Here is a 23,141-nt window from a genome sequence, read left to right on the forward strand (position 1 = left end):
TGGAGGGCCGAGTCTGCAAGGGGTTTGGTCAGAACCGGCGCAAACCATCCATGGCGCGGACAAGGCCTTCGCTGATGCCGGGTTCGGAAAGGGCGTGTCCGGCGAAGGGAATCAGGCGGATTTCGCAGTGATCCCAGCCTTGCGCCAGTTTCCAGGCGGAGACGGGCGGGCAGATCATATCGTAGCGGCCCTGAATGATGGTGGCGGGGATATGCTTGATCCGGGCCTTTTCGCGCAGGATCCAGCCGTCTTCTTCGAGAAAGCCGCCATTGTAGAAGTAGTGGTTTTCCAGCCGGGCAAAGGCGCGGGCGTATTCGGCGGGGCTTTCGCCCAGCGGGCCATCATGGTGGATTGATGCGAGCGCGTTTTCCCAGTTGGCCCAGATGCGGCCAAAGCGGGTTTCTTCCATCACGTTGCCGGAAAACAGGCGGCGATGATAGGCCGCGATCAGATTGCCGCGTTCATCGGACGGGATGGCGTTCACGAAACGCGCCCAGAGTTCGGGGAAGAAAGCCCCTGCCCCGCCGCCATAGAACCAGTCAAGCTCGGCGCGCGTCATCAGAAAGACGCCGCGCAGGACCATGTGGGTCACCCGTTCGGGATGGGTGATGGCATAGATGAGCGCCAGAGTGGCGCCCCAGCTGCCGCCGAAGCAGATCCAGCGGTCGATGGCCAGTTCCTTGCGGATCACTTCGATATCGGCGACGAGGTGCCAAGTGGTGTTCTGGATCACCACAGCATGGGGCCGCGAGCGGCCACATCCGCGCTGATCGAACAGGATCACACGGAATACGGCCGGGTCGAAGTACCGCCGCATGGCAGGGCTGCAACCGCCGCCCGGACCGCCATGGAGGACGACGACCGGGATGCCGTTGGGATTGCCGCATTGTTCGACATAGATGCGGTGACCGTCGGCCATGACGATGACGCGCTGATCGAACGGGTCGATCGGCGGGTAGAGAAATTCAACTGCGCGCTTTTGGCCTGATCTGTGATCCATCGATGCCCTATATAACGCGCAAACCAGTTGAGCCAAAGTTAAACAAGAGGACGCCATGACGGTAACATCGACGGTAGACCCGGCAGAGGTTGCAAAGTTCGAGGCGATGGCCGCCGAATGGTGGGATCCGAACGGCAAGTTCAAGCCGCTTCACATGCTTAACCCCTGCCGTCTGGACTATATCACGCAGCAGATTGCGGCGGAGTTTGACCGTGACCTAACCCAGCCCCTGCCCTTCAAGGGGTTGAGAATATTGGATATTGGCTGCGGCGGCGGGCTGTTGTCGGAACCCATGGCGCGGCTGGGGGCCGATGTGGTGGGGGCGGATGCGGCGGCGCGGAACATTCCGGTGGCAATGGTGCATGCGGAACAATCCGGGTTGCGGATTGATTACCGACATACCACAGCCGAGGATATGGCGGCGGCAGGGGAGCAGTTTGATGTTGTTCTCAATATGGAAGTTGTGGAGCATGTATCCGACCCGCTGGCCTATCTGACGGCGTGCCAGAACCTGTTGAAAGACAACGGGTTGATGATCTGTTCCACGCTGAACCGGAACCCCAAGAGCTTTGTCATGGCGATTGTCGGGGCGGAGTATGTGATGCGGTGGTTGCCCAAGGGGACGCATGATTGGCAGAAGTTCATCACCCCAGATGAGCTTTATGCCCTGATCGAGCAGGCGGGGCTGCGGCCGGTGGACAGAAAAGGTATGGTTTTCAACCCTGTAAGCTGGTCATGGTCGCTTTCGACGCGGGATCTTTCGTGCAATTACGTGACTGCGAGCGTCAAGCGGAGCGGAAATTAACCATCAGACCCGGGGTAGCAGCAGCCGGTGCAGACGGCTGTGCAGCAAAGTGTATGCACGCAGCGAACGGGGGGTGACGGGTCTGTTAACCCTGAGTCGCGGCGGAAAATGGAAAGGGCGGCCCATTGCTGAGCCGCCCTTTCGCGTCTGACCGAAAGGGTCAGATCGTGCCTGCAGCCATTTCGCGAGCGATGTGATCGGCCTGACGGATGGCGAGTGCCACGATCGTCAGCGTCGGGTTTTCCGCAGCACCTGTGGTGAACTGCGAGCCGTCCGAGATGAACAGGTTCGCGATGTCATGCGTCTGGCCCCATTTGTTGCAGACCCCATCTTCGGGCCGTTCCGACATGCGGTTGGTGCCGAGGTTGTGGGTGCTGGGATAGGGCGGGGTCGGGAAGGACCGGGTCGCCCCCACGGCATCATAGATCGCCATACCCTGCTTGTAGGCGTGGTTGCGCATCGCGACGTCATTGGGGTGATCGTCGAAATGCACGTTGGCCACAGGCAGGCCGAACTGATCCTTGGTTTCCGAAAGCGTGACGCGGTTGGTGGATTGCGGCATGTCTTCGCCCACAATCCACATGCCGGCCATGTTTTCGTAGTGGTCAAGCGCGGTGGTGAAGCCGCGGCCCCATGCGCCGGGGTCTAGGAAGGCCGCCATGAAGGGCAGGCCCAGCGCGAGGGTTTCCAGTTCATACCCACCTACAAAGCCGCGGGACGGGTCATGGCGCGCCTCATCCTGAATGATGCCGGCCATGGTGGTGCCGCGCCACATCTTCACCGGTTTGTCGAAGATGCCGTAAACCGATCCGGTGGTGTGGCGCATGTAGTTGCGGCCGACCTGATCAGACGAGTTCGCCAAACCGTTGGGGAACATGCTGGAGGCCGAGTTCAGCAGCAGGCGCGGCGATTCGAAGGTGTTGCCCGCGAGGCAGACGATGCGGGCCGCCTGGAATTGCAGGTTGCCGTCCTTGTCGAAATACTCGACGCCGGTGACCTTGCCTTCGTCATTGTGCAGAATCTTGGCAACGTGGGAGCGTTCGCGCACCTCGAGATTGCCGGTGGCTTCGCCTTCGGGGATGTCGGTATAGGCGGCAGACCATTTCGCCCCCCATTTGCAGCCCTGGAAGCAGAAGCCGGTCTGCTGGCACGCGATCCGGCTGCCGGTTTCGTTAGAGGACTGAATGGCCATGCGGCCCGTGTTCACCTCTTTGTAGCCCAGCGCGAGGGCGCCTTTTTCAAAGACCTTGTAGTTGTTGCTTCCCGGCAGGCCTGGGCGGTTGCCGGTGCGGGTGACGCCCAGCTTTTCTTCGGCCTTGTCATACCACGGTGCCATTTCGGCAGCGTCGATCGGCCAATCGAGGAGCGAGGCCCCTTCGACCGCACCATAGGTGGTGAGCGCCTTCCATTCGTGTTCCTGGAAACGGATAGAGGCCCCGGCCCAGTGGGTTGTGGTGCCGCCAACCGCCTTGACGATCCACGCAGGGAGACCGGCGAAATCCTTGGCCACGCGCCAAGAGCCGCTGGTGGTGCGGGCATCAAGCCATGCCAGCTGAGTGAAGCTTTCCCATTCGTCGTTGACGTAATCTTCGGGGAGGTAGCGACCCCCCGCTTCCAGCGCCACAACCTTGACGCCCTTTTGCGCCAGTTCGTTGGCCAGAACACCGCCGCCTGCGCCGGTGCCGATGATGACGACGACGGAGTCGTCGGTCAGGTCAAATTTCGCAACCATTGGTAAGCCCCCCTTACAGCCAGTTGATGTCGTCAAAGCCTCGCTCAATGTAGCCACCGAGCGAGAAGCTTTCGCCCTCGTAGCCAAAGATCGGCCACAGAGCTTTCTGGTTGTAGAGACCGGTCACGAGACCGGCGCGGATGGTCTGGAAGAAGGGTGTGTCTTCGATGGCTTTCAGGACGGCGACGCGGTCATCCTCCCAGCCGATGGACAGGTAATCGGCATGGCCTGCCGCCGTGGCGGCGGTGTTCAGGGCCGTGATGCCTGCCTCGACCTGTTCGGCGTTTTCAGCGCTGTCATAGCCTTTGACGGCGGTGGCGTAGAATTCATCGCCAACCTGATCGTGCGGGTAGATGTCACGCGCCATCTGGATGAGCGTGGCCATGGATTCGGGTTTGATGGCGGTGGTTTCCATCGCCCAGGCGGCATTGCCCGATGCGACGAAGCCCGCGCCGACAACAAAGCTGGCCCCTGCCGCGACCGAACGCGACAGCAGCTGGCGGCGGGTGAGGCCGAGGCCTTTTGGCCTTTCGCCCTTGAGTGGTTTTGTCATTGTCTCCTCCCTGAGCATGACGATGAGTGGTGCGATGGGGGCGGCTCCTCCGATCCGCCCACCATCGGGTTCAGAGGTAACGGCCGGCCCTTTGCAGAACCTCGATCTGGTAGCCGTCCGGGTCGGCGATGAAGAAGAAGCGGGCGATCACGCTGCCGCCGGGGGCGAAATCCACCAGCTTGCGCGGGGCAAGCCCGGCAGTCGTGAGGCGGGCATGTTCGGCACCGACGTCACCGACGGAAAAAGCGAGGTGGCCATAGCCATCGCCCAGATTGTAAGGCTCTGTCCGGCCCTTGTTGATGGTGAGTTCCAGTTCGAACCCGGTCTCTGCGTTTGACAGGTAGACGAGGGTGAAACTTTCGAAATCAAGCCGATCCGCGACCTTGAGCCCGAAGGCCGTATCGTAAAACGCAACTGAGCGTGCTTCATCAAGCACGCGGATCATGCTGTGAATGGCCTTGGCCAAGGTCTTCCTCCGTCAGGTCTTTGGACTGTCTGACGGGGAGTGTGCGGGCGTTCCGGCGCGCACGGGTAGTAGGTCTATACTACGCGCAATTTTTCATGCGGCGGTTCATTCTGCGGCGAGCGCGTGGGCGGCCCCGATCTGGGCGCGGCGATCCATATGGATGAGGCAGGCGCAGCGCAGAAGCGAGGTGAAGTTTTCCGGCTCGCCCCGTTGTTCCAGCACTTCGGAATGGAGTTTGGACACGAAGGCGGGGGTGGTGGTGCCTTCGCCGGCGGCGATTTCGTCGATGATTTCCCAAAACGCGCGTTCGAGACGGATGCTGGTGCTTTGGCCGTTCAGCCGCAGGCGGCGGGTGATGCTTTCATATCGAGCGGGGTCTTGCCCCGCGAAAACCTGGCACATCGGTTGGTCCTCCCTATCGTGATCCCTCCGGCGGATGGATGATGAAAGAAGTAAAGCGGTCTGGGACGGGGCAAGGCAAGAGCGGCGGACCAAGACCATAGTCGCAATCGGCATGTGCGATGCGTTGCATGGGGGCGGGATACGTGCAGTGATCGGGGATGCGGGATGCGGGCGGAGACGGATGAAACCCTATCGAAATGAGGCTTGGCTGTTGATGCTGCCTGCGGCGGCGGTGATGGCTTTTGTTGGGGTGATCCCGCTGGTGGCGGTGTTCAACTATTCCCTGCATGACATCTTTTCCCTGCAGGATGTGCATTGGGTGGGGGTGGAGTGGTATGAAGAGATCGTCACATCCGCCCGGTTTCACGCGAGCCTTGGACGGAGCCTTCTGTTTTCCGCCGTGATCCTGCTGGTGCAGGTGCCACTGGGGGTGGGGATCGCGCTGCTGTTGCGGCGGGCGGGGCGCTGGGCGGTGGCGGTGCTGATGCTGGTAGCGCTGCCGTTGGTGGTGCCGTGGAACATGATCGCGATGATGTGGCTGGGGCTGATCGATCCGCAGACGGGGATCGTGGGGCAGGCGTTGGCGGCGGCGGGGATCGGGTTCGACTGGAAGTTCACCGCGCTGCACACGTGGGTTTTGCTGGTGGTGATGGATACCTGGCACTGGATCGGGCTGGTGGTGATCTTGGCCTATGCGGGGCTGTCGGGGATATCGCCGGATTACTATCGCGCGGCGGCGATTGACGGGGCATCGCGGGTGGCGGTGTTCCGGTTCATCGAATTGCCCAAGATCGCGGGGCCGCTGGGCATCGTGCTACTGCTGCGGTTTGTGGACAGTTTCATGATCTATACCGAGGCGTTTTCGATCAATGCGGGCGGGCCGGATATGGCAACGCATTTTCTGGCGATTGATCTGGGGGAAGAGATCAAGGGGTTCAGCTATGGGTCGGCGGCGGCGCGGTCGATGGTCTATTTCCTGATCGTGATCACGGTGGTCTGGGCCTTTGTGCGGATCAGCGGCCTGTCGCGGCAGGAGGAGCGGGGATGAGGGGGGTGGTTCTGCGGGTGGCCATCTTTGCGGCCTTGGCAGCGTTCATCCTGTTGCCGTTGGCGCAGACATTTCTGCTGTCTTTCATGTCCACCCTGCCGCGCGACGGGATGGTTGAAGGGGAGTGGAGCCTGATCAACTATCGCAACATCGCGGCGGATCCGGCGCTGACTGGGTCAATTATCAATTCGATGATCTATGTGCTGCTGAATGTGGCGCTTTGCATCGGGGCGGGGTTGCCTGCGGCCTATGCGCTGTCGCGGTATCGGTTCGTGGGGGACCGGCATTTCCTGTTCCTGCTGTTGGCGTTCCGGGTGACGCCGCCGGTGGTTCTGTCGCTGCCGATCTTCATTCTGTTTGCCAATGTGGGGCTGGTGAACACGCCGGTGGGGATTGCGCTGGTGCATTGCCTGTTCAACCTGCCCATCGCGATCTGGATTCTGGAAAGCTTCATTTCCGCGGTGCCGAAGGAGTTTGACGAGACGGCCTTTATCGACGGCCATTCTTTGCCATCCTTCATGCTGCGCCATCTGGTGCCGGCGATTGCGCCGGGGATCGGGGTGGCGGCGTTTTTCTGTTTCATCTTTTCCTGGGTGGAGGTGGTCTTTGCCCGCATCCTGACGGTGACGGCAGGCAAGCCGATCACCATGGCGATCAACGCCCTTTTCGGGTTTCAGACGGATATCGGGCTTGTCATGGCGATGACGGTGGTGTCGCTGGTGCCGGGGCTGGGGATGATCTGGTTCGTTCGCAACCACATCGCGCGGGGGTTCGAGATGCGCGCCTGACGGCCTGCGCAGCATCACGGCCGCAAGGAAAGGGTGAAGGTTCGGCGATTCGGCCATCCGTTTCGGCACTTGGCCTGCCCGTTCGGCAACGGGCCAGTTGATAACCGCAGGATGTAAGGCGCGCAGAACGCAACCCAGACGCAAAACGATCCACAGAAAAATGGCAAGATTGCGGCAAACGTGACGGCTGTGTCGTTAATACCTATTGCCAGATCAGCGGGTGAGGATCACCCTTGGCGAGAACGCTTTTTCCTAGGGGGATTTCATGCGCAAGATACTTGGGGCTTTGGCCTTGACGGCGGCGATGGCCTCTCAGGCCAGTGCGGCGACGATCAGTGGCGAGACCAACGCCATCGCCGGACAGACGTATACCTATATTTACAGCCCGGATACGCCGTCGCTGATTCCCGGGTATCTGAGCTATACGATGGATATCGCCGTGAATTCCTCAAGCGATCCGTCTACCGATGTCTGGTTTTCGTTTGCAGGCCCGGTCTATCCGGCCAGCAATGAGTTTTCGTTCGACTGGGTGTTTGACGTGACCGGCCCGGTTGTTCTGAACGTTCGATCGGTTCTGGCGACCTTCTTCGCGAGCGATTTTCAGTTTCCCGAGGACACGGAGTTCTTTGTCAAGGAAGACGGCACGTTGTTCCGTGGCCAGAACAGCGATCCGATCCCGTTGAAGGTTTCGGTGACGTCGGTGGTTCCGATTGGCGGGACACTGCCGCTGATGTTGTCTGCTCTGGCCTTGATGGGCTGGGCGGCGCGGCGTCGTGGGAAAGACGGCGCCCTTCCCGCCTGAGGAAGGACGCCGCTTACTTCAGCCCTGAAGCTGACGACGAAGCATTTGCAGATCGTCGTTCAGCTGGCTGTCGGTTGCCATCAATTCTTCGATCTTGCGCACACCATGCATGATGGTGGTGTGGTCACGCCCACCAAAGCGGCGGCCGATTTCCGGCAGGCTGCGCGGCGTTAGCTGCTTGGCCAGATACATGGCGATCTGGCGCGGGCGGGCGATGGTGCGCACACGCTTGGGACCGATCATGTCGGACAGGCGGATGTTGTAATGTTCGGCGACCTTGCGCTGAATTTCCTCGATCGTCAGTTTGCGATCCGAAGCGCGGAGGATATCGGCCAGGCAATCCTGTGCCAGTTCCAGCGTGATTTCGCGGCCTACCAGCGAGGCGAAAGCGAAGAGGCGCGTCAGCGCACCTTCGAGGACGCGGACATTGGTGGTGATGCGGTGGGCAAGAAATTCCAGCACGCCATCGGCCAGAACGAGACCGCGATACTGGCTGCGATAGAGTTCCACCTTCTGTTGCAGGATGCCGAGACGGAGTTCGTAATCGGTGGGATGCAGATCGACCACCAGACCGCATTGCAGGCGGGATTTGATGCGATCCTCAAGATCCTTGATTTCGCCCGGCGCCCGGTCGGCAGAGATGACAATCTGCTTGTTCTGATCGACCAGCGCGTTGAACGTGTGGAAGAATTCCTCTTGCGTGGAATCCTTGCCCGCGATGAATTGCACATCATCGACCATCAGGACATCGACGGAACGGAACAGTTCCTTGAAATCCATGATCTGACGTTCGCGCAGTGCCTGAACGAAGCGATACATGAATTGTTCGGCCGACAGGTAAAGCACGCGCAGGTGCGGCTGGCGGGTTTGCAGTTCATGGGCGATGGCGTGCATCAGGTGCGTCTTGCCGAGGCCGACGCCGCCATAAAGAAACAGCGGGTTGAAGCTGACGGGGCCGCCTTCGGCGACGCGACGGGCAGCCGCATGGGCCAGTTCGTTGGGTTTGCCCACGACGAAGGTGTCGAAGGTGAAGCGCGCGTCGAGCGGTGCGCCGGGCACCTCATCATGGTCGGTGCCACGGGCGGGTTGCTTGGCCCGCTGCGCCGCAGCCACGGGGCGGGCGGCGGGTGCCTCGGGCGCGGCGGGGCGGTTTGCCACAGAAAATTCCACCCGGTCGACCTGTGCACCGGCGGTGTTCATCTGGGCGCGGATGTGATCCGAGAAATTGCGCGAGACCCAATCACCGAAAAAGGAGGTGGGCACCTCAAAGCGCGCGACCCCTTGTTTGAGGTCGAAGAATTTCAAAGGTTCGATCCAGGTCACATAGTTGTTTCGGCCAACCCTCTTGATCAGTTCCTCGCGGACCAAACCCCAAGTCTCGTTCGTCATTCTTCCTGACCCGTGCGGCGGCGTGCTTCTGAACCTGTGGCAGATCCGGCACGCCTGTTGTTGTTGCACCGGCAAATGCCGGGGCTATCGCTTGCGCCTGGGTCGCATAACAGGATTGCGCGCGGTCTTTGGAAGACGGAATCGGTTCGTGGCACAGACCCCTTCGCCGGGGTACGCCATAGCCCGTTTCCGACCCCAAGGCCGGCTATGCACAGCAGTTACTGGCCAGATTCGCATCTGGCCCGATGTGCCGCACCTGATTTCCGCACATAGTGTGCAGACACCACAACCCTTTGAATCGCAAACAAAATCGGAGGTGTAAGCACACGCTTGGCAGCATTGTGAACCTGTCGATTTCCGTCTGCGATTCCGTCATGTCCCCCAAGGCGAGAGTGAATCGCAAGGTAACGGTAACAAGCCGCAGCGCAGGGGCGCAACCGAACTTCACGCTTGACAGAAAGATGGTCAGAGCGAATCCGACGGCCCTTGCAAATGAGCAACGCAGGGCGGCAGAAATGCAGAACTGGCCGGTTCAGACGGGCCGGAAAAGGCGCAGAGCGCACCCCTTTCGGGATGCGCCCTGTGCGAAAACGGGGGCCTTTTGACAGGCCGAAAATCAGGCGGCGGGGGTTGCCAGGGCCTTCACGCGGGCCGCGAGGCGCGAGATTTTGCGCGACACGGTGTTGGCGTGCAGGATGCCTTTGGTCACGCCACGATCAAGTTCGGGCTGGGCGGCGCGCAGGGCGGCGACAGCAGCTTCGGCATTGCCGGAGGCGATCGCCTCTTCGACCTTGCGCACGAAGGTACGAATACGCGAGCGGCGGGCCTTGTTGATCGCGAAACGGGTCTCGGATTGACGGGCGCGCTTTTTGGACTGGGCAGTATTTGCCATGGGCTATTCGATTCCTGTAGGTCTTTGTTTCAGATCGGTTGCACAAAGACCCAAGGCTCCGCCCCCCGGGGAACGGAATCGATTCTTGCCTAAGCGGGCCCACGCGCATGTAACCGGGGGCTATAGGGCAAGCGGGGCAGAAAGAAAAGGCGGAAAATAAGGGGTTTCCCGGCGCGGTCCGGGATCAGCGGTCGCGGAACTGGGGTTCGCGCTTTTCAAGGAAGGCGGACATGCCTTCTTTCTGATCTTCGGTGGCGAAAGCCGCGTGGAACATGCGGCGTTCAAAAAGGATGCCTTCGCGCAGGGTCGTCTCTTGCGCGCGGTTGACGGCTTCTTTGACGATCATGGTGGTGATTGCGGATTTCTGGGCGATCTTGCCGGCGGCTTTCATCGCCTCGGCCAGAAGGTCCTTGGCGGGGACGACACGGCTGACAAGGCCGCAGCGTTCTGCTTCGGACGCGTCCATGAACCGTCCGGTGAGGTTCATATCCATCGCCTTGGCTTTGCCGACGGCGCGGGTGAGGCGCTGCGTGCCGCCCATGCCGGCCACGATGCCGAGGTTGATTTCGGGCTGGCCAAACTTGGCGGTGTCAGCAGCGATGATGAAATCGCACATCATGGCGAGTTCGCAGCCGCCCCCCAGACAATAGCCCGCCACAGCGGCGATGACCGGCTTGCGGATGCGGGCGATGGCGTCGGCCTCGGGCGCGAAGAGATCGTCGAAGAAGACCTCGGTAAATGACTTTTCGGCCATTTCCTTGACATCCGCACCGGCGGCGAAGGCCTTTTCCGATCCGGTGACGACGATACAGCGCACCTTGTCATTACGGTCGGCGGCGGCGAGTGCGGCGGCCAGCTCTTGCATCAGCCGGGCGTTGAGGGCGTTGAGCGCCTCGGGCCGGTTCAGGCGGATGAGGGCGATGTAATCCTCGATCTCGACGATGAGCGTCTCATAGGCCATGGCGCGGCTCCGTTCTTTTGTTGCGGAGACTCCTAGCAGCAACAGGGCCGTTATCAAGGGTCGTGAACGGGATTAACGGCGCGTCACCTTTGGCAGGAGGGGCAATAAAAGGAGGATCGGCCCGATTGGACGATGCGGTGGATCGTGTCGGTGCAACCGGGGGAGAGGCAGGGCTGGCCTTCGCGGCCATAGACCTGAAAGCTGTGCTGGAAATAGCCAAGCTCGCCATCAGCCTGACGGTAATCGCGCAGGGAGGAACCGCCGGCGGTGATCGCCTCGGTCAGCACATCGCGGATCAGCGGGACAAGGGCAGCGGCGCGGGGGGCGGCGATGCGGCCTGCCTTGCGCGCGGGGTGGATCCGGGCGCGGTAGAGCGTTTCGCAGACATAGATATTGCCCAGGCCCGCGATGATATGCTGATCGAGCAGGGCAGATTTGATGGGCGTGTTGCGGCCCTTGAGCCGGGCCGTGAGGTAGGTTTCGCTGAAATCATTGCCCAGCGGTTCCGGGCCGAGAACGGCAAGCAGCGGGTGGGTGTCGGCGGTGGCGGTGGGCATCATGTCCATCGCGCCGAAGCGGCGGGCATCGTTGAAGGTGATGCGGGTGCCATCTTCCATATCAAGGACCACGTGATCGTGCTTTTCCGGCGCAGGGTGGTGGTGGTGCCATTCGCCGAGGGTTTCACGTGTTTCAGGGGCCACCCCCTCACCCAAGAACGGCGGAGGGGAGATGAGCATCCTTCCCGACATACCGAGGTGGATGAGGAGGGTTTCGCCGGTGGAAATATCCGCGAGGATGTATTTGGACCTGCGGCGGAGCAACAGCACGCGCGCGCCGGTCAGCCGGTCGGCCATGCCGGGCGGGAAGGGCCAGCGCAGATCGGGGCGGTTGACGGTGGCGCGGGTTATGACGCGCCCTTCCATCGCGGGCAGCAGGCCGCGGCGGACGGTTTCAACCTCGGGCAGTTCGGGCATGGAGGGGCCTGTCGGACATGTGGGCGCATTGCAGCGCCGTTGAACCGGCCTATAAGGAGGGGCAGGCAAGAGGAACGGCAAGACCCCATGACCGACGAAGATCAAGGCACCACCCATTTCGGCTTTCAAACCGTGCCGGAGGGCGACAAGGCCGGCATGGTGCATGGCGTCTTTACCCGTGTGGCGAGCCGCTATGACATCATGAACGATCTGATGTCGGGCGGGGTGCATCGGTTGTGGAAGGACGCGATGATGGATTGGCTGGCCCCGCGACCGGGCCAGCGTCTGCTGGATGTGGCCGGGGGAACGGGGGATGTGGCGTTCCGTTTCCTGAAGCGCGCGGCGGGGGCATCGGCGGTGGTGCTGGACATGACCGAATCCATGCTGGTGGAAGGCCGCAAGCGGGCAGAGGCGGAACGGCAGGCAGATCGGCTGGATTGGGTGGTGGGCGATGCGATGGCCCTGCCCTTTCCGGACAATTCCTTTGACGTCTACACGATCAGCTTTGGCATCCGGAACGTGACCCGGGTGCAGGATGCGCTGAGCGAGGCCTATCGTGTGCTGCGGCCCGGTGGGCGGTTGATGGTGCTGGAGTTCAGCCGGATCCCGAATGACCTGCTGCAAAAGGCCTATGACGCCTATTCCTTCAACGTGATCCCGGTGATGGGGCAGATCGTGGCGAAGGATCGGGACAGCTATCAGTATCTGGTGGAATCGATCCGCAAGTTTCCCGATCAGGAGACGTTCGCCAGCATGATCCGCAAGGCGGGGTTCGGGCAGGTGAAGTATCGCAACCTGACGATGGGCGTGGCGGCGCTGCATTCCGGCTGGAAGCTTTGACGTGAGGGGACCGCATAACATCTGGCGTCTGATCCGCACCGGCGCGACGCTGGAGCGTACGGGCGCGATGGCCGTGGTGCTGGAGGCGTTTCGGGCGCCGCCGTCGATTCGCATCGCGGCGCGGCTGCTGGGGTGGCCGTTCAAGTGGCTGGGCCTGCGCGGCGATCCGGCGCTGCCGCCTGCGACGCGGGCGCTGACAGCGTTGGGGCCAGCCTATATCAAGTTCGGGCAGATCCTTTCCACCCGCCCGGATGTAGTGGGCGACGAACTGGCCGAGCAGTTGAAATATCTGCAGGACCAGTTGCCCCCGTTTCCGCGGGACGTGGCGAAGACGATGATCGAGGCCGAGCTTGAAGTGCCGGTCGATCAGGTGTTTTCCGAATTCTCCGAGCCAGTCGCGGCAGCATCCATCGCGCAGGTGCATCGGGCACGGTTGGCGGATACGGGCGAAGAAGTGGCGGTCAAGGTGCTGCGCCCGGGCATCGAGCGGGCGTTTCGCAAGGATATTGATGCCTTCTACCTGATCGCGCGGACGATCGAGATTGTGGCCCCCTCGGCGCGGCGGTTGCGGCCCATGGATGTGATCGCGCATTTCGAAGGCGTGGTCATGGGCGAGTTGGACCTGCGGCTGGAATCATCCGCCGCAGCCGAGTTTGCGGCGAACACCGAAAAGGATGAAGGGTTCCGCGTGCCAAGGCCCGTTTGGGCGCTGTCAGGGCGGACAGTGATGACGCTCGGTTGGGCCGAAGGCATCGGGATGAATGACAACGCCGCGATTGATGCGGCGGGGCTGGACCGCAAGGTTCTGGCGGCAAGGGTGCTGTCACTGTTCCTGAACCATGCTCTGCGGGATGGGTTCTTTCATGCCGACATGCATCAGGGGAACCTGAAGGTGGGGCTGGACGGGGCGATCATCGCCTATGATTTCGGGATCATGGGGCGGATCGACGAGTATACGCGCCGCGTCTATGCCGAGATTCTGATGGGGTTCATCCGCAAGGATTACCGCCGCGTGGCCGAGGTGCATTTCGAGGCGGGCTATGTGCCTGCGGATCGTGACATCGATGAATTTGCCCGCGCGCTGCGGGCGGTCGGTGAGCCGATCTTTGGCATGGATGCCAGCCGGATTTCGATGGCGCGGCTGCTGGCCTATCTGTTTGATGTGACGGAGCGCTTCGGGATGCAGACGCGGACCGAACTGATCCTGTTGCAGCGGACGATGGTGGTGGTCGAAGGCGTGGCGCGGTCGCTGGACCCGCATATCAATATCTGGCAGGTCGCGCGCCCGGTGGTGGAGAATTACATCGCCAAGAATATCGGACCGGCGGCCCTGCTGCGGGATCTGGTGCAGACGGCGCGGGTGTTGAGCCGGTTCGGGCCGAAACTGCCGCGGATGGTGGAAGCCGCGCTGATCGCGCAGGCCGAACCGTCGCGCCCCTTGGCGCCACCAAGGCGGCGGTCGCGATGGTACCTTATCCCGCTGGGGGTTCTGGTGTTTGCGGCAGGGATCGGGCTGGGCGCGCTGCTCTAGAGCGCGGCGATCTGGATCTGTAGCGCGCGGGCGTAATCACCATCCCCGCGCGCGGCTTTCCAGGCGCAATGGGCGGCGATGCGCCAATGGTAGAGCGGGCGCAGAGCGCGGCAGCGCGCAACCGTTTCCGGGCAGGGATAGGCGGCCAAAAGCGCCTCGTCCCAGGCGGGGGGCGCGATCTGGCCGGTATAGAGCCACATCATGGCCGGCGAGGTGAGGGTGGCGAGGTCTTCTGCCGGGTCGCCCATGCCGGGACATTGCCAATCGATCAGAAGAGGACCGTCGGCAGTGGCAAGGATGTTGCCCGGCACGACATCGGCATGAACCGGGCGCGGGGCAACCGGGGAAAGGCCCGGATCGGGCGGGGGCGGGGGCAGGCCGGGCGGGGCGAAACTGGCGGCATGGGCCAGAAGGGCAGCGCTGCCATTGGGCAGCGGGCGAAAGGACGCAGGCGGAAGCGCGGCATTGTGTAGGCGGTGCAGCATCCGGGCGACAGGCGCGGGATCGCCATGCCAACGGGCGCCTTCGGCATGGTCATAAATGATCCAGTCAGAACCGTTTGCGCGCAGACGGGGTGCAAGGCCAATCGGGAACAGCAATGTCAGTGCCGTCGCCTCAGCCACGGGGTCGTTGGGGAAAAGGGGGCTGGCGGCATCGGGGCGGTGGTGCTTGACGACATAGTCGCCCACCCGCCAGACCGCATTGGACCGACCACCGGCCATGGCCTGCCAGTTTTCTGGCCGGAGGCGAGGGGCAAGCCGGGCTAGCGCGGCATGGGCGGCGGGCGGGGGCGTCATCATGGGGGCGGACCCTAACGCCGGGGACCGCCGCTGCAAGGGTGATCAGGGCATGCGCAGCGCCGTGACGTTCGTGGCGGAAACGGAGATGCCGCCCCGCAGGATCAGGGTGATCTGGTCGCCGTCGCGGCGTGCCTCTTCGATGCGGGCGTAGGATTGGACGGGATCAGTGCGGATCACTTTATCCCCCTGCCGACTTTCCAGCCGTAATTGATAGCGACCGGCGGGAAGCGCCGTCCCCGCGGCATCGGCACCCAACCATGAATAGCTGCGGCTGCCCATTGGCACGGTTTCGCGCGAGACGAGTTTGCCGGTGGAATCCGTAACTGTGAGAACAAGGTTATCCGCTGTTGGGGCAGGGTTCGGGGTCAGAGTGATGGGGCGGCCCTCAAACCAGACATCGGCAGGGGTCCGCGCCTCTTGCCCGATCCAACCGGAAAGTTGCGCCATGCCCATCAGGCTGAACTGTGCGGCGAGGTCGTTTAAAAGCTTGTTGGTTTGCACCTGCTGTTCGACGCCAGAAAAGGTGGCCAACTGCACCGCGAAATCCGTGGAGTTGAGAGGGTTCAGGGGATCCTGATTCTGCATCTGGGTGGTGAGCATTTTCAGGAACGTCGTGAAATCCGCCCCAGGCGAGGCCGCGGTCGTGGAGGGCGTGCGGGCATTCGTGTTGGGCGCTGAGGAAGTGGGTGGTGTATTCATGGCAATCCTTTCAGAGCCGAAGGTCGAGTGTGCCGGGCGATGCGTTTGGGCGAGGGGGTGGGGGGCGTTGATCCGCAGCGGGCGGTGGGCTGGACGGGCTCGCGGCAGCCGGCGACGGAGCGCTGTGCTGTGACGGGGCATCCTGTCCGCCGCCGCCTGCAAAGCTGAGCGACGCGCCGGCAAAGCCGGCCTGCCGCAGGTCAGCCAGTACCTGATCCCCCTGCCGTCGGAGAAGATCGAGCGTTTGGGGTTCATCGACCGCAAGGTGGATGTGCAGGCCCTGATCCGTTTGCTTTACCTCAAACCGCAGGGTGCCCAGTTCATCCGGGCGCAAGGTCAGGGTGACAGGGCCATCCGGGGCGATCTGGACCAGACGCAGAATTTCTTCTGTCAGCGGCATCGGGCTGATCGGGGGGCGGGACGGAATGGCGGAATCGGGGGCGTGTGGACGGGGTAGCTCTGCCGGGATTGGGGCGAAGGGGGAAGCGTCGGCGACCAACGGCTGTGGATAAACGTAGATTTCTGCAATGTTCGTGACGAAAAGCGGGTTTCCTGCCATGGCCGTACCAGAGACCGAGCCGCTGTCGATGGCGGCAGGCAAGGCCTGTGGCGCAAAGGACCCGGCCGTTGAGTCGGTATTTGGAGCGAACATCCTTGAAGGTGGGGCGGGGCTAAACAGCGGACCTGGTGCAGGAGCCCCAAACGACCGTTCCAGCGCAGGAGAGGATGGCATAGCGGCCGTTTCGGCCCAGATTCTCGCGGCACGGAAAGCGGGTTCTGGTGTCGTTGCGGGTTCGGTGCCGGATTGGACATGGGCAAATGGGGATACTTCGCTGGCAGGCGAAGGCAACGCGACCGCTGGGATTGGGGCGACGAATTGCGTCGCGTTTGGATCGCGTGGCGGTTCGGATTGCGCTGATGCCTGCGGAAACGGCAGGTCCAAGACCTGCACGCGCAACGGGGAAAGGTCGTGGTCGGCTTGCATCGCTGATGGTGGCACCGCTGCGGCCGGTTGAGGCCGGCGGACAGATTCGTTTGGCAGCAAGGCTGCATCTTCCATATTCGTGCTTTCCCGAGTCCTTGGCAGGAGAAGCGGGTCCAATCCCGAAACGGAGATGGGCAAGGCAGGGGTTCTGGCTGCGGCGGGCGGTGCGCGGGATTGATCGGGTCTGGGTATGATTTGTGCTTTGTCAGAGACGTTTTCGACCTGATACTTGCTAGCTTCCTGCAACAGATCCGCATGAGAGAATTCCGGCCATGGAACCCTGGCGGGCGCAGCGGAGACCGCAGCGGCCGCGACTTCAGATTCGGCAAGGGGTGGCCGGAAAGCCAAACTTGAACGCGGTTCCGCCCTATCCCCCATACTGCTGAGATGTGCGCCAGTGCCCTGTGGATGGGGCATCGCGCTGCGCGCGGGCACCCCATCGGCATTGGCGCGGGGAAGCGGGGAAGCCCCGACCATTGTGTCCAAGGATTGAGGTCCAAAAGGCTCTGTTACGGCGGAAACTGGTATTCCTTTGCCTTGCGGAACCGTGGGCCGCTCTTTCTGGGTGGGAACCGTGCTCCCCATGGCAGGGGTTTCCGGGTGAGAAGGATCATCGCTTCCGGCTGAAGACGGCATTTGCGCGGGCATGACCGGCTGCGACGCGGCGGAGAGATCGGCAAAGGCCATCGCAGCCATGCTGAAAACCTGCGGCGGCTGTGCCGGATCGGGCAATTTCGGCGATGTCAGGGTCGATTCGGATCTTTGCGAGGCTTTGTCTTCTGCAGCCGGCTGTGGGGTGGCAGTGTCAGCGTCGCTTGGCGGCGGACGGGTTACTATGGCCATCGTGCCAGTTGGCAGAGATGCCGCAACGGGTGCATCAGGCGACGGCTGTGTCGCGTTCTGGTGGGGGATCAGGGGATCAGTGTCCAGCGGTTCGCGACCGGGCAGCTGATCCAAATCTGCGGCGAGCGTTTGCGGATTGGCACCGGATTCGGCCATGACAGCGAGGAAGGCAGTCACTTCCGCGCCCACTGCGGTGCTGGGGGCCGCAGGCGTGGAAGGCAATTGCTGGAGACGAACAGGCTGGATCATGTTGGGTCAGACTTCTGTCAGGTGGTCCGACTTTGGCCTTCACCGATTACCAAATCTTTACTGCCGATGGCCCAAGATGCGGAAAATCTGCCCCATTTCCCAAACAGGAGCACCGCGATGCAGGTATCCCCGCCACTAACGAGACCGGGCACAGTCCCCGACAACCCCTTGCGGGCCAAGGCAGCCGAATTGGAAACCGCCTTTCTGGCAGAAATGCTGCGACATGCGGGGCTTGGCACGCAAACGGGCAGCTTTGGCGGGGGGATCGGGGCCGAGCAGTTCGCATCCTTCCTGCGCGAAGGGCAGGCAAAGGCGATGGTGCAGGCAGGGGGCATCGGGTTGACCGAATCGCTGTTCCGCGCGCTGGAGGAGACTGCGAAATGAACGATGCAGAGGCGGAGGCGGAGGCGGTTCTGGGCGCAATGCACCATGCGATTCGCACGGCACAGTTCGATGAGTTAGAGACAATTTCAGCCAAGTTAGAGACAGTTTTATCTGGCTTGGGGGCCTTGGAAGGCGATGCGCCGGCACGGCTGCGCGGCATGGCAGAGCGCAACACCAATTGTCTTGCGGCGGCGGCTCAAGGATTGCGCGCGGGTCGGCGGCGGCTGGTTGAGATTGCGGCGGCAGAACGGGCCGATACCTATGACCGCAGCGGTGCGCGCAGGGCCCTATCGACGCCGGTGCCCGGGCGGAGGCTGTGATTTGACTCAATTCCAAACCATTTCCCCCGGTCGCATCAGCAAAGGCTTAACCGCTGCGAGGTGAAATGGACGGGCATCCCGAAGCGGGGTGGCGCGGTGGTCCGTGACCGCACGCATCGGGGGGAACCCGAAAGGTCAATCCGCGCCAAAGGCGCACTTTCAAAGGGAATGAAGATGTCATCCATTCTGACCAACAACGGCGCCATGGTTGCGCTGCAGACGATGAAAAGCATCAATATCAACCTCGGCATGACCCAATCCGAGATTTCGACCGGCAAGTCGGTCGCTTCGGCCAAGGACAACGCCACCGTCTGGATGACCTTGGCGTTTGACGCATAGGCGCGCTGCGTCTGGATCATCGCGGTGAGTTCGCCGGCAACATCGGTGGTCGATCCTTCGCGGGTATAGCCGGAAATGGAACCTGTCGGTCCGGTCCCGGCGTCCCACAGGGTGAATGCGCCTGATTGCGGTGTGATCTGGTAGGTCTGATCCGCCAGCGCGGCGAGGCCATTGATATTGGGCACATCGATCAGCGGGATCTGAAAGAGGCGCTGCGAAAAGCCGGTGTCATAGCTTGCTGTCAGGTAGCCGTCTTTATCGACTTCGATCTTGGTCAGGCTGCCGATCGGCGAGCCGTCCTTCACAACCCCGACAGGGGCAAAACTGCTGTCGAGTTGCGTCAGTCCGTTGGATGCACCGGGGGAACCAATCGTAAGGGTGATCGGGCCCCCTGCAGCGTTGATGGAAATGGTGCCCTGGGCCGGATCATAGGCACCGCCGGACACGGCCGTCACGGTTGCGATCGAGCCACCCGGGCCGCGCGAAGCATCGAATGTGACGGTGTATTCCCCAACCACAGCACCACCCGAGGCGGAATCGCGGATCTGCATGGTCCAGGTGTTTGAGGCCGAGCCGGTGGTCGGCACCGTGGGGGTGAAGCTGATCTGAAGCGTTTCCGACGTGCCAAGATTGCCGAAGTATTCGACAGAAAGCGGCAAGCTGTTGCCGTTTGCCCCAACAGTCGTGCCCTTGGCCGGGAGGTTGACCCCCAGACGGATCGACGTGGTCGGATCGCCGACGCGCTGATTGGTGTCGATCCGGATGGGCACCAAGCCAAGTTCAGAATCGCGGGGAAAGCCGGGAATGGTGCCATCCCGGTTGGCGGGCCAGCCCAACAGGCGCATCCCGCCGTCCGTGGAGAGAAAGCCCTGCGCATCCACGCGGAAAGAACCGGTACGCGCCAGTTGCATCGTTTGATCATCGGGCGCGCCGCCAAGGCCCGTGGAGGGCCGCACTGGAAGCATCCCCCGCCCGGACACCGCCAAGTCGAGCGCGTTGGAGGTGGCCACCAGCGGGCCGGCATCATCAATCAACCGGCTTGCATTGGCGCGGACGCCGCCAGCGGTGAAACCGGCCGTCCCCACACCGCCGGTCACCATCAGGCTGTCAAAATCCGTGGTGGCACGGCGATAGCCGAACGTGTTCGAGTTGGCGATGTTATCGGCAATGGTGGCAAGCCTGGTCGCATTGGCGTTGAGCCCAGCGACGCCGGCGTTGAGCGAAGACGTGATCGACATGAATAGCCTTTCTGCAGCCTGAACCTGAGTCGGCTGTCATCCTGGCCCATGTGGGGTTAACACCCGCCTAATGGTTCAAAAGCCACCGATTGCCGATTGTCGGCGCAGTAAGGTCACTTCAACACGGTTGTTGCGGAGGTTGGTCGGATCAGCTGTGGCTGGGCGACGACTGGCAAAGCCGGTGATCCGGTGCATGCGTGCCTCATCAAGCCCGGCTTCGCCCAAGAGCCCGCGCAGAGTTTGGGCGCGGGCGGCGGACAGGCCCCATGTCGGATCAGTGCGCAGGATGATCGGATAGGCCCGAACATGGCCGGAAATGGCGATCTTGTTGGTGGCCAGCGCCGTGACCTCTACCAGCATCGCAGCCAGATCCCGCAGGATCGGGCGCGCGTCAGCGGTTTCGGGATCGAACAGGGTTTCCTCTGGCGTGTCGAAAAGTTCAATCACCAGTCCTTCATCCGAAAGGCGGGTGACAACATGCCGAAGCAACCTGTCAGAGACCATGCTTTCGCCGGTATAGGCCGAAAGCTGGCTTTCCACTTCGCGCAAAACCGCCTCTTCCGCGGCGACTTCTTCGGGTGTCGGTCCACCTTCGGCCTTAGAGCGGGTGGTCTGCATCAGGTCGGTTGCCGAAGCGCCGACGCCGTTTCGTGCCAGCGTTTCTTCCGTCAGAATGGAATCGCCGCCGAAGACGCCATCCCCGCCCCCCGAAACGCGATTGACGGGGATCGTGGGGCTGAAGAAATCAGCAATCCCTTTGCGCTGCTTTTCCGTTGTCGCGTTCAGCAGCCACATCAAAAGAAAAAAGGCCATCATCGCGGTCACGAAGTCGGCATAGGCCACCTTCCATGCGCCGCCGTGGTGGCCACCGCCACTTACGACCTTTTTCCGTTTGATGACGACTGGCGCGGCATTCCCTTGCCTGGCCATTCCACCACCCATTCTTACACCCGACCTGCAAGCTAAAGGAGGATGGTGAAGTAAGGACTAAAGGATTGGATTGTCGGGAAATCCGGCAAGACCGCGCAAAAGCGGGCGCGTGGACAGGCCGATGGCGGCATAATCAGCGCAGAACTGAAGCAGCACTGCATGGGTCAGCCCGTGATCGAGCAACAAAGGACGGTCGGGGGAGATCACTTCGAATCTGGCGCGCGGCTGCCCGGTGCGGGCGGCAAGGAAATCGGCCAGATCCTTGGTCACCCAGCCTGTGACATTCGTCAGGTAAAGATCGAACCGCTGAAAGCTCCGGTCAAGCGGGATCAACCCAAGGTCCGGCAGCCGCGACATGACGTGGTCACGCATCGCGGGCCCCAGTCCGGCCGCACAGGCCCCGGTCAGCCGGTCGGCACGCGCACCGATTACACGCAGAGCATCGGTCAGCCGGTCATGTTCACCGGGTGTGAGGGAGCGGGTGGCAAACAGATCAGACAGCGCACCGTCGCGATCTGCGCGCAACAGGATGAGGCCGCGGATCGGGGCGATGCGTTCCCGTGCGGCGCGTGCCTGTTGCGGGCTGAGGTCTTGCAGGATCAGACCACCGGGTTGTGCGAGGGCCTGCGCGATATTGGCAGGATCGCGCGACAACGCGGTCGCAAGGTCCGCCGACACGCGGGCCGGATCGGCCCAGACCGAAAGCTGAACCGACAAGTCGCACTGCGCGGCTTTGTCATCATTGCTGCGCAGACGAAGTTGCAGGCCGAGCACCGAGAGCACCGAAAACAGGCGCTGCGCCGCCTGCGGACCCAGACCCCGCGCAATGGGACCCGGGCTGGTAGAAAGCCGACGGAAGGCCAGGCTTTCTGTGATGCCCAGATGGGCGGCCAGCACTGGGGCAGCCAGTGCCGCAACCCCCGTGGGCGCGGCGAGATACAGCGTAAAGCTGGCCGATCCAGTGCTGGTGCTGTGCATGGCGCCGCGCGTTCCCTTTGTGCCTGATCCTCCCTCAAGACAGGAAGACCCGGTATCAAAGTGATTGTTAGCGCGGCACCGTGACCCTGTTAAGGATTATTTGGCGCGCCTATTCCCCGGACGAGCGCGCCCAGAGGTTGATGTCCTCTTCCCGACTGATGCGGTCGATGGCGGCGAGTTCTTCGGCGGTGAAGGTCAGGTTGCCGATGGCACCCGCACAATCGACCACCTGTTCGGGTTTGGACGCGCCGATCAGGGCCGTGGTGATGCCGCCATCGCGCAGAACCCAGGCGATGGCCATCTGCGCCAGCGTCTGCCCGCGCTTTTGGGCCAGATCATCCAGCGCGCGGACAGAGGCCAGCGCGCTTTCGGTGATCGTCGCGGGGTCAAGCGATTTGCCCTGTGCGGCGCGGCTGTTTGCCGGAATGCCGCCAAGGTATTTCTTGGTGAGAATACCCTGAGCCAACGGCGTAAAGGCGATGGAACCAAGGCCCAGTTCGGCCAGCGTTTCCTTCAGCCCGTCATGTTCCACCCAGCGGTTGAGGATGTTGTAGCTGGGCTGATGAATCACGAAGGGGGTCTTGAGTTCCTTGAGGATGGCATAAGCCTCACGCGTGCGCTGGCTGTTATAGCTGGAAATGCCCACGTAGAGCGCGCGGCCGGAGCGGACGATGTGATCAAGCGCAAGCATCGTTTCTTCCAGCGGGGTGTCGGGATCGAAGCGGTGCGAATAGAAGATGTCGACGTAGTCGAGCCCCATCCGCTTTAGCGACTGATCGCAGGAGGCGATGACATACTTGCGGCTTCCCCATTCGCCATAGGGGCCGTCCCACATCAGATAGCCCGCTTTGGACGAAATGATGAGTTCGTCCCGGTAGTTCGCGAAATCGGTTTTCATGATTTCGCCAAAGGCCTCTTCGGCGCTGCCGGGGGGCGGGCCGTAGTTGTTGGCAAGGTCGAAATGGGTGATGCCAAGATCAAAGGCCGTGCGGCAGATGTCGCGCTTTACCTGATGCGGGGTGTCGTGGCCGAAATTGTGCCACAGGCCAAGTGAGACGGCCGGAAGTTTCAGGCCGGACTTGCCGCAGGTGCGGTAGACCATTTTCGAGTAACGGTCAGCGGCGGGGGTGTAGGTCATGCAGGTTCCTCCCGAAATGAGAAGCGGCGATGCGGGGTCGCATCGCCGCCCTTGC

General features: G+C 62.2%; 24 protein-coding genes and 2 pseudogenes. 10 read left to right on the plus strand and 16 right to left on the minus strand.

Features of this window, described 5'->3' with window-relative positions; genetic code table 11:
- Positions 1-28: 28 nt before the first annotated feature.
- Entirely contained in the window at positions 29-901 is an 873-nt protein-coding gene (gene pip, locus RSE12_01270) for a prolyl aminopeptidase (GenBank protein WRH64711.1), read from the minus strand.
- On the opposite strand from pip, the gene RSE12_01275 reads away from it, so the two are divergent.
- Both RSE12_01275 and ubiG read left to right on the plus strand, forming a co-directional pair.
- A complete protein-coding gene (locus RSE12_01275; GenBank protein WRH64893.1) occupies positions 848-988 on the plus strand; it encodes a hypothetical protein in 141 nt (46 codons plus the stop codon). The genes pip and RSE12_01275 overlap by 54 nt on opposite strands.
- A gap of 67 nt (positions 989-1,055) precedes the next feature.
- Positions 1,056-1,805, plus strand: coding sequence for a bifunctional 2-polyprenyl-6-hydroxyphenol methylase/3-demethylubiquinol 3-O-methyltransferase UbiG (gene ubiG, locus RSE12_01280; protein WRH62993.1), 750 nt, complete (start codon positions 1,056-1,058; stop codon positions 1,803-1,805).
- A 160-nt stretch (positions 1,806-1,965) separates the two neighbouring features.
- Here the strand turns inward: ubiG and RSE12_01285 are convergent, their stop codons facing one another.
- The 4 genes from RSE12_01285 to RSE12_01300 all read right to left on the minus strand — a co-directional run bounded on the left by RSE12_01285 (position 1,966) and on the right by RSE12_01300 (position 4,958).
- Complete coding sequence (locus RSE12_01285) at positions 1,966-3,537, minus strand: GMC family oxidoreductase (protein WRH62994.1); 1,572 nt, start codon at positions 3,535-3,537, stop codon at positions 1,966-1,968.
- A gap of 13 nt (positions 3,538-3,550) precedes the next feature.
- The gene (locus tag RSE12_01290; protein WRH62995.1) at positions 3,551-4,090 is read right to left on the minus strand and encodes a Twin-arginine translocation pathway signal; all 540 of its coding nucleotides are present in this window, start codon (positions 4,088-4,090) and stop codon (positions 3,551-3,553) included.
- A gap of 70 nt (positions 4,091-4,160) precedes the next feature.
- A complete protein-coding gene (locus tag RSE12_01295) occupies positions 4,161-4,556 on the minus strand; it encodes a VOC family protein (GenBank protein ID WRH62996.1) in 396 nt (131 codons plus the stop codon).
- A 105-nt stretch (positions 4,557-4,661) separates the two neighbouring features.
- Positions 4,662-4,958 (minus strand): ribbon-helix-helix domain-containing protein, encoded by a 297-nt coding sequence (locus RSE12_01300; protein ID WRH62997.1) that lies wholly within the window; start codon positions 4,956-4,958, stop codon positions 4,662-4,664.
- A 181-nt stretch (positions 4,959-5,139) separates the two neighbouring features.
- Here RSE12_01300 and RSE12_01305 point away from each other — a divergent pair, with 181 nt between their 5' ends.
- The 3 genes from RSE12_01305 to RSE12_01315 all read left to right on the plus strand — a co-directional run bounded on the left by RSE12_01305 (position 5,140) and on the right by RSE12_01315 (position 7,596).
- Positions 5,140-6,006 carry a sugar ABC transporter permease gene (locus RSE12_01305; GenBank protein ID WRH62998.1) on the plus strand — a complete coding sequence of 289 codons (867 nt, stop codon included), beginning with the start codon at positions 5,140-5,142 and terminating at the stop codon, positions 6,004-6,006.
- Entirely contained in the window at positions 6,003-6,794 is a 792-nt protein-coding gene (locus RSE12_01310) for a carbohydrate ABC transporter permease (GenBank protein WRH62999.1), read from the plus strand. The genes RSE12_01305 and RSE12_01310 overlap by 4 nt, the downstream gene beginning before the upstream one ends.
- A 265-nt stretch (positions 6,795-7,059) precedes the next feature.
- Positions 7,060-7,596 (plus strand): hypothetical protein, encoded by a 537-nt coding sequence (locus tag RSE12_01315; GenBank protein ID WRH63000.1) that lies wholly within the window; start codon positions 7,060-7,062, stop codon positions 7,594-7,596.
- Positions 7,597-7,614: 18 nt separating this feature from the next.
- Here the strand turns inward: RSE12_01315 and dnaA are convergent, their stop codons facing one another.
- The 4 genes from dnaA to mutM all read right to left on the minus strand — a co-directional run bounded on the left by dnaA (position 7,615) and on the right by mutM (position 11,812).
- A complete protein-coding gene (gene dnaA, locus RSE12_01320) occupies positions 7,615-8,985 on the minus strand; it encodes a chromosomal replication initiator protein DnaA (protein ID WRH63001.1) in 1,371 nt (456 codons plus the stop codon).
- 616 nt (positions 8,986-9,601) lie between these two features.
- The gene (gene rpsT, locus RSE12_01325) at positions 9,602-9,877 is read right to left on the minus strand and encodes a 30S ribosomal protein S20 (GenBank protein ID WRH63002.1); all 276 of its coding nucleotides are present in this window, start codon (positions 9,875-9,877) and stop codon (positions 9,602-9,604) included.
- A 184-nt stretch (positions 9,878-10,061) separates the two neighbouring features.
- The gene (locus RSE12_01330) at positions 10,062-10,838 is read right to left on the minus strand and encodes an enoyl-CoA hydratase (GenBank protein WRH63003.1); all 777 of its coding nucleotides are present in this window, start codon (positions 10,836-10,838) and stop codon (positions 10,062-10,064) included.
- 83 nt (positions 10,839-10,921) lie between these two features.
- Positions 10,922-11,812 (minus strand): bifunctional DNA-formamidopyrimidine glycosylase/DNA-(apurinic or apyrimidinic site) lyase, encoded by an 891-nt coding sequence (mutM, locus tag RSE12_01335; GenBank protein WRH63004.1) that lies wholly within the window; start codon positions 11,810-11,812, stop codon positions 10,922-10,924.
- 87 nt (positions 11,813-11,899) lie between these two features.
- On the opposite strand from mutM, the gene ubiE reads away from it, so the two are divergent.
- Both ubiE and ubiB read left to right on the plus strand, forming a co-directional pair.
- On the plus strand, positions 11,900-12,652 hold the full coding sequence (gene ubiE / locus RSE12_01340; GenBank protein WRH63005.1) for a bifunctional demethylmenaquinone methyltransferase/2-methoxy-6-polyprenyl-1,4-benzoquinol methylase UbiE: 753 nt from the start codon (positions 11,900-11,902) through the stop codon (positions 12,650-12,652).
- 1 nt (position 12,653) lies between these two features.
- Positions 12,654-14,183 (plus strand): 2-polyprenylphenol 6-hydroxylase, encoded by a 1,530-nt coding sequence (gene ubiB, locus RSE12_01345; protein ID WRH63006.1) that lies wholly within the window; start codon positions 12,654-12,656, stop codon positions 14,181-14,183.
- Here the strand turns inward: ubiB and RSE12_01350 are convergent.
- Genes RSE12_01350 through RSE12_01360 form a run of 3 tightly spaced genes read right to left on the minus strand, consistent with a single transcriptional unit; the run spans position 14,180 to position 16,082 of the window.
- Positions 14,180-14,983: a phosphotransferase gene (locus tag RSE12_01350; GenBank protein ID WRH63007.1), complete on the minus strand. Its 804-nt coding sequence runs from the start codon at positions 14,981-14,983 to the stop codon at positions 14,180-14,182. The two genes, ubiB and RSE12_01350, sit on opposite strands and share 4 nt — an antisense overlap.
- A gap of 42 nt (positions 14,984-15,025) precedes the next feature.
- Positions 15,026-15,682: a flagellar hook capping FlgD N-terminal domain-containing protein gene (locus tag RSE12_01355; protein ID WRH63008.1), complete on the minus strand. Its 657-nt coding sequence runs from the start codon at positions 15,680-15,682 to the stop codon at positions 15,026-15,028.
- A 10-nt stretch (positions 15,683-15,692) separates the two neighbouring features.
- Positions 15,693-16,082 carry a flagellar hook-length control protein FliK gene (locus RSE12_01360; protein WRH63009.1) on the minus strand — a complete coding sequence of 130 codons (390 nt, stop codon included), beginning with the start codon at positions 16,080-16,082 and terminating at the stop codon, positions 15,693-15,695.
- Positions 16,083-17,876: 1,794 nt separating this feature from the next.
- On the opposite strand from RSE12_01360, the gene RSE12_01365 reads away from it, so the two are divergent.
- The 3 genes and pseudogenes from RSE12_01365 to RSE12_01375 all read left to right on the plus strand — a co-directional run bounded on the left by RSE12_01365 (position 17,877) and on the right by RSE12_01375 (position 18,778).
- Positions 17,877-18,143: a rod-binding protein gene (locus RSE12_01365; protein WRH63010.1), complete on the plus strand. Its 267-nt coding sequence runs from the start codon at positions 17,877-17,879 to the stop codon at positions 18,141-18,143.
- Positions 18,140-18,463 (plus strand): hypothetical protein, encoded by a 324-nt coding sequence (locus tag RSE12_01370; protein WRH63011.1) that lies wholly within the window; start codon positions 18,140-18,142, stop codon positions 18,461-18,463. The genes RSE12_01365 and RSE12_01370 overlap by 4 nt, the downstream gene beginning before the upstream one ends.
- A gap of 174 nt (positions 18,464-18,637) precedes the next feature.
- Positions 18,638-18,778: pseudogene (locus RSE12_01375) on the plus strand (flagellin).
- Between the two features lie 23 nt (positions 18,779-18,801).
- Here the strand turns inward: RSE12_01375 and RSE12_01380 are convergent.
- The 4 genes and pseudogenes from RSE12_01380 to mgrA all read right to left on the minus strand — a co-directional run bounded on the left by RSE12_01380 (position 18,802) and on the right by mgrA (position 23,086).
- Positions 18,802-20,040: pseudogene (locus RSE12_01380) on the minus strand (flagellar hook-basal body complex protein).
- A gap of 75 nt (positions 20,041-20,115) precedes the next feature.
- Positions 20,116-20,970, minus strand: coding sequence for a flagellar motor protein MotB (locus tag RSE12_01385; GenBank protein ID WRH63012.1), 855 nt, complete (start codon positions 20,968-20,970; stop codon positions 20,116-20,118).
- A 57-nt stretch (positions 20,971-21,027) separates the two neighbouring features.
- Positions 21,028-21,948 (minus strand): hypothetical protein, encoded by a 921-nt coding sequence (locus tag RSE12_01390; protein ID WRH63013.1) that lies wholly within the window; start codon positions 21,946-21,948, stop codon positions 21,028-21,030.
- Between the two features lie 109 nt (positions 21,949-22,057).
- Entirely contained in the window at positions 22,058-23,086 is a 1,029-nt protein-coding gene (gene mgrA / locus RSE12_01395) for an L-glyceraldehyde 3-phosphate reductase (GenBank protein WRH63014.1), read from the minus strand.
- Positions 23,087-23,141: the final 55 nt, after the last annotated feature.

Source organism: Fuscovulum sp. (assembly GCA_035192965.1).
Lineage (GTDB): Bacteria > Pseudomonadota > Alphaproteobacteria > Rhodobacterales > Rhodobacteraceae > Paragemmobacter.